16 protein-coding genes are annotated in these 12,176 nt (G+C 48.1%); all 16 read right to left on the bottom strand.

Annotated features, from left to right (window positions below; genetic code table 11):
* Nucleotides 1-5 precede the first annotated feature (5 nt).
* Nucleotides 6-809, bottom strand: coding sequence for a TlyA family RNA methyltransferase (locus ARA78_RS01435; RefSeq protein ID WP_022216691.1), 804 nt, complete (start codon nt 807-809; stop codon nt 6-8).
* An 11-nt stretch (nt 810-820) separates the two neighbouring features.
* Nucleotides 821-2,698, bottom strand: coding sequence for a 1-deoxy-D-xylulose-5-phosphate synthase (gene dxs / locus ARA78_RS01430; RefSeq protein WP_055144058.1), 1,878 nt, complete (start codon nt 2,696-2,698; stop codon nt 821-823).
* A gap of 21 nt (nt 2,699-2,719) precedes the next feature.
* Complete coding sequence (locus ARA78_RS01425) at nt 2,720-3,604, bottom strand: polyprenyl synthetase family protein (RefSeq protein ID WP_022216694.1); 885 nt, start codon at nt 3,602-3,604, stop codon at nt 2,720-2,722.
* A complete protein-coding gene (gene xseB, locus ARA78_RS01420; protein WP_015533558.1) occupies nt 3,601-3,834 on the bottom strand; it encodes an exodeoxyribonuclease VII small subunit in 234 nt (77 codons plus the stop codon). Before xseB ends, ARA78_RS01425 begins: the two co-directional genes overlap by 4 nt.
* A 2-nt stretch (nt 3,835-3,836) precedes the next feature.
* Nucleotides 3,837-5,117, bottom strand: coding sequence for an exodeoxyribonuclease VII large subunit (gene xseA / locus ARA78_RS01415; protein ID WP_022216695.1), 1,281 nt, complete (start codon nt 5,115-5,117; stop codon nt 3,837-3,839).
* Nucleotides 5,101-5,580 carry a transcription antitermination factor NusB gene (gene nusB / locus ARA78_RS01410; RefSeq protein WP_015533559.1) on the bottom strand — a complete coding sequence of 160 codons (480 nt, stop codon included), beginning with the start codon at nt 5,578-5,580 and terminating at the stop codon, nt 5,101-5,103. The genes xseA and nusB overlap by 17 nt, the downstream gene beginning before the upstream one ends.
* Before the next feature lie 36 nt (nt 5,581-5,616).
* Nucleotides 5,617-6,036 (bottom strand): Asp23/Gls24 family envelope stress response protein, encoded by a 420-nt coding sequence (locus ARA78_RS01405; protein WP_015533560.1) that lies wholly within the window; start codon nt 6,034-6,036, stop codon nt 5,617-5,619.
* Nucleotides 6,037-6,136: 100 nt separating this feature from the next.
* Complete coding sequence (locus tag ARA78_RS01400; protein ID WP_015533561.1) at nt 6,137-6,769, bottom strand: SpoIIIAH-like family protein; 633 nt, start codon at nt 6,767-6,769, stop codon at nt 6,137-6,139.
* A gap of 12 nt (nt 6,770-6,781) precedes the next feature.
* On the bottom strand, nt 6,782-7,390 hold the full coding sequence (locus ARA78_RS01395; protein ID WP_022216696.1) for a stage III sporulation protein AG: 609 nt from the start codon (nt 7,388-7,390) through the stop codon (nt 6,782-6,784).
* A complete protein-coding gene (locus ARA78_RS01390) occupies nt 7,390-7,863 on the bottom strand; it encodes a stage III sporulation protein AF (protein ID WP_015533562.1) in 474 nt (157 codons plus the stop codon). Before ARA78_RS01390 ends, ARA78_RS01395 begins: the two co-directional genes overlap by 1 nt.
* An 18-nt stretch (nt 7,864-7,881) precedes the next feature.
* The gene (locus ARA78_RS01385; protein WP_156329343.1) at nt 7,882-9,090 is read right to left on the bottom strand and encodes a stage III sporulation protein AE; all 1,209 of its coding nucleotides are present in this window, start codon (nt 9,088-9,090) and stop codon (nt 7,882-7,884) included.
* Nucleotides 9,080-9,472 carry a stage III sporulation protein AD gene (gene spoIIIAD / locus ARA78_RS01380; RefSeq protein WP_082418022.1) on the bottom strand — a complete coding sequence of 131 codons (393 nt, stop codon included), beginning with the start codon at nt 9,470-9,472 and terminating at the stop codon, nt 9,080-9,082. Before spoIIIAD ends, ARA78_RS01385 begins: the two co-directional genes overlap by 11 nt.
* A 22-nt stretch (nt 9,473-9,494) precedes the next feature.
* Nucleotides 9,495-9,695, bottom strand: coding sequence for a stage III sporulation protein AC (gene spoIIIAC / locus ARA78_RS01375; RefSeq protein WP_015533564.1), 201 nt, complete (start codon nt 9,693-9,695; stop codon nt 9,495-9,497).
* Nucleotides 9,696-9,712: 17 nt separating this feature from the next.
* Nucleotides 9,713-10,231, bottom strand: coding sequence for a stage III sporulation protein AB (locus ARA78_RS01370; protein ID WP_015533565.1), 519 nt, complete (start codon nt 10,229-10,231; stop codon nt 9,713-9,715).
* 14 nt (nt 10,232-10,245) lie between these two features.
* Nucleotides 10,246-11,178, bottom strand: coding sequence for a stage III sporulation protein AA (gene spoIIIAA / locus ARA78_RS01365; RefSeq protein ID WP_022216699.1), 933 nt, complete (start codon nt 11,176-11,178; stop codon nt 10,246-10,248).
* A gap of 195 nt (nt 11,179-11,373) precedes the next feature.
* A complete protein-coding gene (efp, locus tag ARA78_RS01360; RefSeq protein ID WP_055144922.1) occupies nt 11,374-11,931 on the bottom strand; it encodes an elongation factor P in 558 nt (185 codons plus the stop codon).
* Between the last annotated feature and the right edge of the window lie 245 nt (nt 11,932-12,176).

Genomic DNA, 12,176 nt, shown 5'->3' with positions numbered 1-12,176 from the left:
ATCCTCTATGACTTGTTCAGTTCGTTGTGGGACTCCTCCACCAGAGCCTTTATGTCGAATTCCTCATCCGTCTTCGACTCGTCCTTTGATATGTGGAGCAGATATTCTATGTTGCCCTCAGGTCCTTTTATAGGTGAATAGCTGAGGTGCAGTGTGCGGAATCCTATACTTCTGGCATAACCGACTATCATCTCCACAACCTCAATATGGGTTGAAAGCTCTCTGACAACGCCCTTCTTGCCAACCTTCTCTCTTCCCGCCTCGAACTGCGGCTTGATAAGGCACACGATCTCTCCACTATCCGTAAGCAGCTCCTTTACCGCTGGAAGCACCTTTGTAAGAGATATAAATGACACATCTATCGAAGCAAATTCAATCTTATCGTCAATATCCTCAGGTGTGACATATCGTATATTTGTTTTCTCCATACAGACAACTCTCTCGTCATTTCTGAGCTTCCATGCAAGCTGTCCATGACCCACGTCAACGGAATACACCTTCACCGCACCATTCTGCAGCATACAGTCGGTAAAACCACCAGTGGAAGCACCTACATCCATGCACACCTTACCCGCAAGTTCCACGCCGAAATGATCCATAGCCTTCTCAAGCTTCAGGCCTCCACGGCTCACGTATTTGAGGGTGTTGCCCCTGACCTCTATCTTAGCAGTCTCGTCAAATGTCGTGCCGGCCTTATCCTCTTTGTTATTGTCAACATACACTATTCCTGACATGATGATGGCTTTCGCCTTCTCTCGTGAATCTGCCAGTCCCTGTTCTACAAGGAGAACATCAAGTCTCTTCTTCATCTGTCTTCCTCTTATTCTGTACAATCTGTCGATATTATATGTTTTATCCTGTCATACAGCGAATCCGCGTCAAGCTTCAGCATCCTCCTGAGCTCCTCCACGCTTCCATGCTGTACAAATGTATCCTCAATGGCACACACTGTCACATCCACATCAAGATGTCTGTCCATGACATACTCCTCGACCAGAGATCCGTATCCGCCATGCTTTATCTCTTCTTCAATAACCACTATATGTTTATGATCCTTGCTGAGCTCATCTATCATATCAGTATCTATCGGCTTCAGGAATCTTGCATTGACAAATGTGACATTTGTTCCATCGGCCAGCAGTCTGTCATACACCTTCTCGGCCTCCTGGACCATGTTTCCAACAGCCACTATGGCAAGCTTCTGTCCCCTGTGGATCATCTCGCTCCTGCCATACTCAATATCCACATTGTATTCCTTAAGTCCGTAATAAGCCTCTCCTCTGGAATACTTGAGCGCAACCGGACCATCGTAAGCAACAGCCCACTCCATCGCTCTGGTGAGCTCATATCTGTTCTTCGGCGCAATGATGGTCATGTTCGGAATATGTGACAGAAACGCAGTGTCAAATATGCCCTGATGTGTATCGCCATCTGCACCGACAAGCCCTGACCTGTCAATGGCAAATATGACATGCAGCTTCTGCAGGCACACATCGTGTAAGATCTGATCATATGCCCTCTGCAAAAATGACGAGTATATCGCAACCACAGGCACCAGTCCCGACGTAGCAAGTCCCGCGGCAAACGTCACCGCATGTTCCTCCGCAATGCCCACGTCAAAAGCCCTGTCCGGGAACTCCGCGGCAAATGCCGCCACTCCTGTTCCCTTGCCCATGGCAGCCGTTATGGCTGTTATCCTTGGATCAGCCTTACCAAGCTCCACCAGCTTTCTGGCAAACACTCCTGTGTTTGTCATGACCTTCCTGTCCTTCATGACCTTTCCTGTCTGTATATCAAACGGATCAATGCCGTGGAAATAGCTCGGGTGTCTCTCGGCATGGGTATAACCCTTGCCCTTCACAGTCTTCACATGCACAAGGATCGGTCTGTTGAGCTTAAGCGCTTTGCGGAAAGTGGCCTCCATCACATCTATATCGTGTCCGTCTATAGGTCCTATATATGTGACACCCAGCTCCTCGAAGAACATACCCGGCACAAATATCTGCTTGATGGAATCCTTTGACTTCTTCAGCCCTCTGGCAAGATGCTCTCCAGCCACAGGAATCTTCATGAGGATCTTCTCCACGTTACCCTTAAAATCATTGTACTGCTGCCCAACACGTATCTTGCTGAGATATGTGGACATGCCGCCAACATTCCGATCGATGGACATATTGTTATCGTTCAGCACAACAAGGCAACCGGTCTTGATATCCGCCATATTATTCATGGCCTCATATACCATACCACCTGTGAAGGAGCCATCTCCGATCACTGCGGCAATCTTCTCATTTGTACCCTTGATACTTCTGGCGCACGCCATTCCGAGCGCAGCAGAAATGGATGTTGAGCTGTGTCCTGTATTGAACGCATCGCACGGGCTCTCACTGGTCTTCGGGAAACCGCTCATTCCTCCAAACTGTCTGAGAGTGCCCATCTCATTCTTCCTGCCCGTCAGTATCTTGTGGACATAGGACTGATGTCCCACATCCCATATAAGCTTATCCTCAGGGAAATCCAGAACCCTGTGAAGTGCCATTGTAAGTTCCACGCATCCAAGATTCGGAGCCAAATGTCCACCGGTCTCGCTCACATGCGACACCAGAAATTCTCTGATCTCATCCGCCAGCTCCGGCAGATCTTCCCTGTCTATATCCTTTATATCGTTTGGTTTATTTATTCTATCCAGTATATTCATATGCACACCACGAGAGGAGTCCTATTTATCCCTGTTTATCAGCCAGATGACCAATTCCTTCAGAAACTCATTGTCCCCGCCTATCTCTTCCAATTCTCTTACTGCTCTCTCCGACAGCTCAGTCACATAACGTCTGGATTCATCAATTCCATGTATCGTGACATATGTAACCTTGCCATTCTCCTCATCACTCAGCGTCGGCTTTCCAAGGAGCGCACTGTCTCCACAGACATCCAGAATATCGTCCTGGATCTGGAATGCCATGCCGACGTCCGATGCTATCTTGTGTACCGCCGCAACCTTAGCCTCGTCTGCCCCCGCAAGTATCGCGCCTATCATCATGGATGCCTCTATGAGGGCTCCGGTCTTGTTCTCATACACATATTCAAGCTGCTCCTTTGAGAGCTCCTTGCCGGTCATCTCCACATCGACGACCTGACCGCCTATCATGCCGTTTATACCCGGCTTCTGCGCAAGCACACACATCGCAGACGCCACAGCATGTATATCCTCACCCATGCCAAATGCCTTACATGCGGTCTCATATGCATAATTGAGCAGCGCATCCCCCGCAAGAATGGCCATCGCCTCGCCAAATACCACATGGGATGTCTTTCTTCCGCGCCTGTAATCGTCATTGTCCAGAGCCGGAAGATCGTCATGTATGAGTGAATATGTATGTATCATCTCTATCGCAGCCATGAACGGCTTTATAACCTCTGATTTGCCACCGAACAGCCTGTATGTCTCCTCCATGAGCATTGGACGAAGCCTCTTTCCACCCGCCTCTACCGAGTACGCCATGGCCTCACACACTGTCCTGTTAAATCCGTCTGCAGGTGGCAGATAGCTCTCAACTATATCGTTGATCCTTACCGCCTTCTCCGCTATAAGTTTATCTATCATGCTTCCTCCTGACCCGAAAGTGTTATCATCTCTTTCTCAACATCGCACAGGTAATTCCTGCATCTGTTTATGAGCTGGACGCCCTCAGAATAAAGCTCCATGGACTCCTTGAGCCCCGTATCAGTATTCTCAAGCGCAGCCGCTATCTCATCAAGTCTGGCAAGAGCCTCCTCTATGGACACATCCTGAAGAGTGTCCGCTGTATCCATATTCTGTGTATCTTCTGCCATATCTATTCCTCCTGCCCGGTCACGTCAGCCACGACCGCCTGTATTCTTCCATCATGAAGAGTTATCTCTATATCATCCCCAGGTGTGATCCCTACCACAGATCTGACAGGCTCACCATCCGATGAAATATATCCAAATCCATTTATGAGCTTAGCTGTAGGCGAAAGGCCATGTATTCTCTCCGTCATGACCGCAAGGGCATTCCTTGTCATGTCGTACTTTCTGACCATCGCGCTCTTCATCCTATCATGAAGTCTGTCGCAGCGCATAGATCTGTCCTCTATCTTATCCGCCATCAGCTCATTTATCTGTTTCTCTATTCTGTCAAGCTGCTGCCTCTGACTGTCCATTCTTCCGGATGGACTTAAGAGTCTGAGCTGCCTGTCATATCCATCCAGACTCCTCGCAAGTCTGTCTATCCTGCCGGATATCAGCATGGTGAGCTGTTCAAGTCTCCTGTCAAATCCGGCAACTGTCTCTGCCACCACCGGAAGCGCATGCATGACAGCCGTGGACGGATTGGATTCTCTCCTGTCCGCAACCATGTCCGCAACTGTGGTGTCTATCTCATGCCCCGTAGCCGATATGATAGGTGTCTCCGCATTGAATATGGCCCATGCCACCTGCTCCTCATTGAACGCCCACAGATCCTCCTTGGAACCTCCGCCTCTTCCGACGATGATGAGGTCGAGCCCCATGGAATCAAGTATCTCGATTCCTCTGGATATATCCGCCGCCGCATACTGTCCCTGCACGGTCGCAGGATAACAATAGAGCTGGGCATACGGATCCCTCCGTTTTGCCACTGCACGGATATCGCTTATCGCAGCCTTTGCCCCCGCCGTCACTATACCAATACGCCTCGGATAGGCGGGAATAGGCTTCTTGTATTCCTGCGAAAACAGCCCCATGCCGTCCAGTCTGGCTATGAGTCTCTCCAGCTTGGCATTCACCTCGCCGTCACCCACACGCACCAGCCTGTCTACATAGAGCTGATACTTTCCGTCTCTCACGAAGACATCAATATGACCAAATGCATGAACCTTGTCTCCGTTCTTCGGAGCAAACTTGAGTCCATATACCTGTTTTCCCGCAAACATAACAGCCGCCAGAACTCCGCTGGGATCCTTGAGACTGAAATACATATGACCTCTCTTGTCTGTTCCGAGTCCTGTGATCTCTCCCTCAACTCCCAGACTGCCAAGCCACGGCTCGCCGCTGACCAACTCCTGTATCCTCTCATTGAGTTCCTTGACTGTATATATGTTATTCTGCTGTGGCATCTGCGCCACTCTCCTTCTTGTCCTTATCACCGGATACAAGCTTTGCAAGAAGTGCATTCACGAACTTGCTCGCCGATGCATCACAATACTTCTTTGCCAGCTCAACCGCCTCATTGATGGCGACCTTCTCCGGTATGCTCTCATCGTACTTCACTTCATAGACACCAAGCCTTAATATAGCCAGCTCCTCCTTGCCTATACGAGGAAGCTTCCAGCCTTCTGATATCTGTGAAATGATCTCATCTATCTCTGCTTTCTTAGAGATGATATTCTTAACCTTGGTGGTTATATAATCTCTGTCCTCATTGCTGACTATTCCGTACAGAAGCGGATCGTCCTCCTCATCTCCCGGCATCTCAGGGTCAAATGCAAAATCAAGCTGATCCTGCATGCCCTCAGCGTCATTGAACTCCAGTGTAAATACTATCTTGAATATCCTGTCTCTTATATCTCTTCTAGTCATATCTTCCTCTCCACTATATAAAGCTTTATCTGTATCCTATCTGCCATCTCCAACACGTACACCGGCTATCCTTATGTTGACTTCCTCAACGCTCAGTCCTGTCATGGTCTCTATAGCCTGCTTGACCTTATCCTGAACCTGACCTGATACTGATGGTATGCTGTACTCGTACAGAACCTCTATCGCAATATCAACCTTTACCTTGCCAGGAAGAAGCTCTACCTTAACGCCCTTTGCAGGGTTCTTCTTTCCGAACTTTGAGGCAAGCTCATTTGGAAGGTTGCCTGTAAGTCTGTATACACCTTCAACCTCTCCGGCTGCAAGCCCTGCTATGATAGCCACTACGTCATCCGCTATCTGAACTTTGCCCAGAGAATTGCTCTCTTCTATATTGTAAGAATTATCCTGAACCGCGCTGCCTTCAATCACGATATCATCATTCAACTTATCACTCATGGTCATACCTCCCGTTTCGTATGGGTTATTTGAATCTTATTATAATCTGAAGGCAGCTATTTTGCAAGTATATGCGATTCACGGCTTATCCTTCCGCTGTCTATTTGCCACCCATGACAGATATTGCAACACTGCTTATATCATACCCTGTTTTTCGGATAACTATGTCCTCTATCTGTGCTCTCTCGGTATCCGACAGCGATTCCACATTCAGCGACACGTCAACAGCCTCATCACTTATCGTCACTATGGCATCGCTATACCCCTTTGCCGCCAGAACTGTCTCGACATCTGTCTCCTTCTCTATGGTATCGTTCAGCTTCACATATGTATCTGTCGCCTCCTTCTTTGCCGAATCGCTGAGTGCCTCATCACCTATCACATCCATCAGAGCTTCCTTGCTCCTTGATCTGCTCTGCTCACGGTTCAACTTTGCCGCGGCCATATTGCTTGTCACCTGTGCACTGGTGAGTACAGCGTCACCGATCTCATCCTCCTGGCCATTGAGCTCCACATCCTCGGTCTGGCCATTCTCATCCTTCACCGCCTGTGAGTTCTCATTTTCCGCCATGGACGAGAGATCCTCATAGTTGATCACCTCCACCTGTTTTTTGTCAGTTTTTTCCTTCTTCTTGTCCTTTCCTGCATCCGCAAAGCTCATGTAACCGGCCACCCCTATCATAACTGCAAGTGCGATGACCGCCAGTCTGTTCTTTCCACTGAATTTCTTCATAGTCCCTCCACATTAATTTGCTTCTAATATCACAATCTTATGCGTCGGCACGTCAAATAATGCCTGCACTGCATTCGTTATCTTCAGCGTTGTATCGCCATTTTCCGCCCCCTTGCAAATGATAACCACACCCTCGGTCTCCGGCTCCCTGTACCTGACCACATACGGCGAGCTCCCACTGCCCTCACTCACCATGACCGTCTCCTCCGACACGCTTCTCTGGCTGCTGTCGCCGTTCTCACTGGAACTGCTTCCGGAGTCCTTGAGTGCTATGTTCTCACCGCTGTCCTTGACCGTTATCATCACTCTCACATCCGATATTCCGTCCACCTGCTCAAGCACTGATGTGAGTCTCTCCTCCATATACTCCACATAATCCGTGGTATCCCCTGACATATTCCGGTCATTTCCGCCGGTCACATCCGCGTCTGTCTCATCGGACTGTCCGGTCCATCCGCTCTTTAGGTCATTTTTATCAGTCTTGCTGTTATTTGCCGGCCACACAACTATCATCAGACAAATCCCTGACAGCAAAATGAGCAGCAACTTGTATAATCTGTTGTTGCTGCTCTTCAATATATTCATGATCCCCGATATTCCCTTTTTCTTAGAATCCTCCACTACAGTCCCTCCTGCATATGATCTGTATTGCCCCTCCTGATGGTAATCCTGTTCTCATCAACACCATATTCCTCTGACACTGCGGATCTCAGTCCGTCTGTGTCTACTTTATCAGACTGTATGTATATCTCCATGCTGTCTATCCCAAGCTCCTCCCCGGTGACTATACGCACCACCGCATCGGCATTACAATTGTCAGATATAAACCGCTCCACTACCTCCTCCATGGCCCTGACATACATCTCATCATCGCCCTCGGCCACGTCCATTCCAAGCGATTCACTGTATGTATTGAACTCTATCCTGTCCGCATACCCAAGCCAGCCTATGACAGGATTTATCACGACCATCATCATGACAAATCCCACAGCCGACTGGACATATCTGCGCATCTTCGGATCCGGGGCAATATACAGCACGACAGAAAAAAGTATACTGCACACAACTATATTTTTCAGCCACTCAGCAAGCATGCACATCCTCCATCCGTTCTATGATATGTTCACCGACATCAGGGCTATGCTTATGATGAACATCATCACGCTTATTCCGCACGCCCTCAGCATCAGCTCCACTGTCTCCGCCATGATGCCTGCTGCCTCGGCATATCTTTTGTCTCCGACCGGCTGCACCACCGCGGCGATGAACCTTAATATGAACATGATGACGATTATCTTGATCATTGGCACTGCGGCCAGTATGACTATCATGATCGTACACGCCATCCCCATACAGTTTCTGATAAACTCTCCTGTGCTCACCATCACACTGATGACAGCGCTCACCGTGGACATACCTGCACCTTTTCCCAATGTCCTGAGTATGCCATTTCTTGAAAGCCTGTCCATGGACGGTGCTATCATGCTCTTGACCACATTTATCCCGGTTACCACCGCAAACATTGTCCGCATTCCCCACACCGCCAGGCTCTTCATAAGCCCCGCCATCCGGGAGAAATAATCCTCGCTTCCAAGATTATTTATGAGTGCTATGAGCCCGCCGCATTTGATGAGGGGGAGTATGAACTTTATTATCACATTCTGGCAAATGTATATCACCAGGATTATGACCGACTGTGAATATCCGGCACTCTCCGGACCGCTCACATATAACACAGACGAGGCATACATGGGATAGAACGCTTTCATGAACTCCGTGACATCTCCTATGGTGTCCTGCACGATGGACTGCACTAGAACGAAATCCCCCAGCAGCAGCGATAACAACACCATGTATGTAACCATGAAACCATGGGCGGATACATACTCGCCCATATTTCCCGCAAGCTGGGCAAATGTACTTCCGAGCACGATCACAGCCATGATCTGCAGCGCCAGCCCCCTGCTTGTCCTGACCTCGTATATGACACTGTCGGAAAACACTTTTAGTGCCATGTCTATGGTGGAATCCACGTCACCACTCTTTAGGGACTCGTATATGTCGTAGAATGTCACGTCGGATTTGTCTTTTGTGATCTCATTGAGGCTTCCGATGACGGAGTCGTCATCCAATATGTCTGAGTTAATATCAGAGTCACTTTCCGTGGTATTTTCCTTTTCATTCTCAGCATAAAATTCTGGACAATATTTGATATCTGTATCATATGATTCAACTTTACTCTCATTACACACATTTGCCGCATCAGGCACTGACACCCCCATAAAGAGCATCAGCACCACCACTATCAAATTACCCCTCAACTATGGTCACCACCAGATCTATAACTCCCATGAGTATGGGCATACTGAGCAGAATAAGAGTTATCTTTCCCGCCATCTCCACCTGGGATGCCATGGCATTGCAGCCGGCATCTTTGCAGATATCTGATGAAAATCGGCATATATACGCTATACCTATCATTTTCAGGATCACGTCTATATATGAAATATTCACCGACACGTACGCAGTCAGCCTGTCTATGTACGAAGCTATAAGTCTGAACCTGCTCACCACAAAATACATGAGCATCACACACCCGGCTATGGACAACACGATCCCATACCCGGAATCCAGTTCTTTTATCTTCACCGCTATCAGAACCACGATCACCGCAGCCAGAGAAACCGCCATGAGATTCATCATTTACCCCCACATCTACTCTCATTTATTGTCCTATATTTACAATATCCATGATCTCGTTGAACAGGTCACTTATGTACGGGATAACCCAGGAAAGCACAATGATGAGTCCCGCCAGATTGAGCAGATAGGCGTGCTCCTCCTTGCCTGAATGTTTTAGTATCTGGTTGAGCAGTGCCACCAGAATTCCCACTGCACCTATTTTTAGAAGTATCTGGATCGTCATCGTCTCTCCCTCTTAACCTACATGAGCAATATAACTATGAATACGCCTCCAAGCAGCCCAAGTGAATTGGCAAGCCTCTTTATCCCGGAACTTCTGGCGCGTTCCCGCTGGTATCTGTCCGTAATTATATCTTCCACAAGATTTATCCTTGAGAGCTGTGCCTCAACGTCCATATCTCCCATTATCTTTCCAAGCCTGTCCACATCCGCCAGCACCTCCAAGCTCAAGGCACTGTCCCGCCTCAGCATCGCCAGTGAGTCTGTCCACAATTCTGCAAATGGCCTGTCCCTGTTCTTCTCAGACATCTCCGCCAGACCGTTCACCCATTTACCAACATTTCCCTTGAGACGCTTTGCACTGTCGGCGAGTATCTCCGGGAGCTCCGATCCGGCATACATGATCTGCCCCTTGAACAGTTGTATGAAGAGCAGCATTTCCTCCATCTCCTTCACCATGCACCCATGCAACTGCCCTATGGCATGTCCCACCATAAATGAGGCATATACGATCAGACAGCCTCCTATCGCCTTAACCATGTCCTGCCTCCCATCTAATCGTACCAGCACAGCCGGTTGCCCTGGACGTCAAATATATCAGAGATCTGTCCCGCCTTGTCGCCTCCAAGCACGACATACCTCTCAAAAACCCTATTCTCCACAAGACGCCTTATCCCTGCCCTGTCTCTCACATCATCCATAGAATAGCCATGTGCAGTAGCAAGCAGACGGCATCCGCAGTTTATCACGCCGAAAATGGCATCGACATCCTGCTGCCCTCCTATCTCATCGACCGCTATGAGATCAGGCGCCATGGTTCGAACCAGCATCATCATTCCTGAAGCTTTTGGACAGCAGTCAAGAACATCAGTCCTCATGCCGACATCATTCTGCGGAACACCCTTGTAGCACGCCGCTATCTCCGATCTCTCATCAACCACACCAACTGTCATTCCTCCGTCTGACACTACTCTTATGATGTCCCTGAGCAGTGTGGTCTTGCCGTGACACGGAGCGGACACTATGAGCGTGTTCATCAGCTTGCCATCACCGTATATGTATGGCAGGACATCACCGCTGCATCCCTTGATCTCATGTGCCACCCTGATATTTAGAAATGATATGTGTCTGATGCATTTGATCCTTGTTCCATCGAGTATGATCTTGCCCGCAACTCCTACCCTGTGTCCACCGCACACGGTGATAAAGCCCTGACGTATCTCATCCTCATAGGCATACAGGGAATGATTGCAGATACATTCCAGAGTGTCGTTCACATCCCTGGCAGTCACTATGTACGCATCCTTCATATTACAGGTTCTTGATCCGCAGGAATCAACATATATCTCCGAGTCCTCGTATCTAAGTATAAAGGGACTATTCACCCTCAGACGTATCTCCCACAGTCTCCCATAATCAAGCCTCAGCTTCTCAACCATGCACCTGATCCTGACGGGAAGCAGATGCAATATATCTTCTCCACACATATGTATCGTCCTTCTTCTATATAACACTGTCTGTACAGCTACATAAAAAGTATATTCAGAGGGTGGGGAGGTTAGAACCTTTGGTTGCTTACAGCGCAAAAAAGTCCCGGCGATTCAAATATCCTGAATCACCGGGACTCTTATTCTTCTTATATGTTATCGTAGGTAGTTATATCCTAATGCTGGTAACAATTATTATACTCTTGAAAGATACTCGCCAGTACGTGTATCGATCTTGATCGTGTCACCCTCGTTAACGAAGAGAGGTACTGATACCTGTGCACCTGTCTCAACTGTACATGGCTTTGTTGCACCTGTAGCTGTATCACCCTTAACACCTGGCTCGCACTCTGTGATAACAAGCTCAACGAAGAGAGGTGGCTCTACAGCAAATACGTTGCCATTGTGTGAACAGATCTTACACATCTCGTTCTCCTTAACGAACTTAAGTGAATCACCTATAGCTGCTGAGCTGATAGGAATCTGATCATATGTCTCTGGATCCATGAAGTAATAAAGATCTCCGTCATTGTACAGATACTGCATGTCCTTTCTCTCGATGTGAGCCTTCTCACACTTCTCTGTTGGACGGAATGACTTCTCTACAACACCGCCACTCTTGATGTTCTTAAGCTTTGTTCTAACGAAAGCTGCACCCTTTCCTGGCTTAACGTGCTGGAACTCTATAATCTGATAAATATTTCCTTCGAATTCGATTGTAACGCCGTTTCTAAAATCGCCTGCTGAGATCATCTCTGCCATAACTATCTTATCCTCCTTAAAGATATAAACTTCTTGTCACATTTTATAATATATGAAATAAATTTTCAACTATTTTTTACCATACCACCAACCTTTATCAGGTAAGTCTACGTTTCTGCGCTTTCTACTGTCGTATATACACAGCAATACAAACGCACATACTCCCACGGCACTCATGATGGCTCCCGGTATAAGACCTGCGGTATGATACCTGAGTTCTATATCGTGATAGCCTG

The sequence above is a fragment of the Coprococcus eutactus genome (assembly GCF_001404675.1).
GTDB lineage: Bacteria > Bacillota > Clostridia > Lachnospirales > Lachnospiraceae > Coprococcus > Coprococcus aceti.
Note: the sequence above shows the minus strand (reverse complement) of the source record. Positions and strands in the feature narration are given on the sequence as shown.

Bases quoted from the DNA above. Each gene is read 5' to 3' on its own strand.
- ARA78_RS01435 (WP_022216691.1), bottom strand. From the start codon at position 809: ATGAAGAAGAGACTTGATGTTCTCCTTGTAGAACAGGGACTGGCAGAT.
- dxs (WP_055144058.1), bottom strand. From the start codon at position 2,698: ATGAATATACTGGATAGAATAAATAAACCAAACGATATAAAGGATATA.
- ARA78_RS01425 (WP_022216694.1), bottom strand. From the start codon at position 3,604: ATGATAGATAAACTTATAGCGGAGAAGGCGGTAAGGATCAACGATATA.
- xseB (WP_015533558.1), bottom strand. From the start codon at position 3,834: ATGGCAGAAGATACACAGAATATGGATACAGCGGACACTCTTCAGGAT.
- xseA (WP_022216695.1), bottom strand. From the start codon at position 5,117: ATGCCACAGCAGAATAACATATATACAGTCAAGGAACTCAATGAGAGG.
- nusB (WP_015533559.1), bottom strand. From the start codon at position 5,580: ATGACTAGAAGAGATATAAGAGACAGGATATTCAAGATAGTATTTACA.
- ARA78_RS01405 (WP_015533560.1), bottom strand. From the start codon at position 6,036: ATGAGTGATAAGTTGAATGATGATATCGTGATTGAAGGCAGCGCGGTT.
- ARA78_RS01400 (WP_015533561.1), bottom strand. From the start codon at position 6,769: ATGAAGAAATTCAGTGGAAAGAACAGACTGGCGGTCATCGCACTTGCA.
- ARA78_RS01390 (WP_015533562.1), bottom strand. From the start codon at position 7,863: ATGCTTGCTGAGTGGCTGAAAAATATAGTTGTGTGCAGTATACTTTTT.
- spoIIIAD (WP_082418022.1), bottom strand. From the start codon at position 9,472: ATGATGAATCTCATGGCGGTTTCTCTGGCTGCGGTGATCGTGGTTCTG.
- spoIIIAC (WP_015533564.1), bottom strand. From the start codon at position 9,695: ATGACGATCCAGATACTTCTAAAAATAGGTGCAGTGGGAATTCTGGTG.
- ARA78_RS01370 (WP_015533565.1), bottom strand. From the start codon at position 10,231: ATGGTTAAGGCGATAGGAGGCTGTCTGATCGTATATGCCTCATTTATG.
- spoIIIAA (WP_022216699.1), bottom strand. From the start codon at position 11,178: ATGTGTGGAGAAGATATATTGCATCTGCTTCCCGTCAGGATCAGGTGC.
- efp (WP_055144922.1), bottom strand. From the start codon at position 11,931: ATGATCTCAGCAGGCGATTTTAGAAACGGCGTTACAATCGAATTCGAA.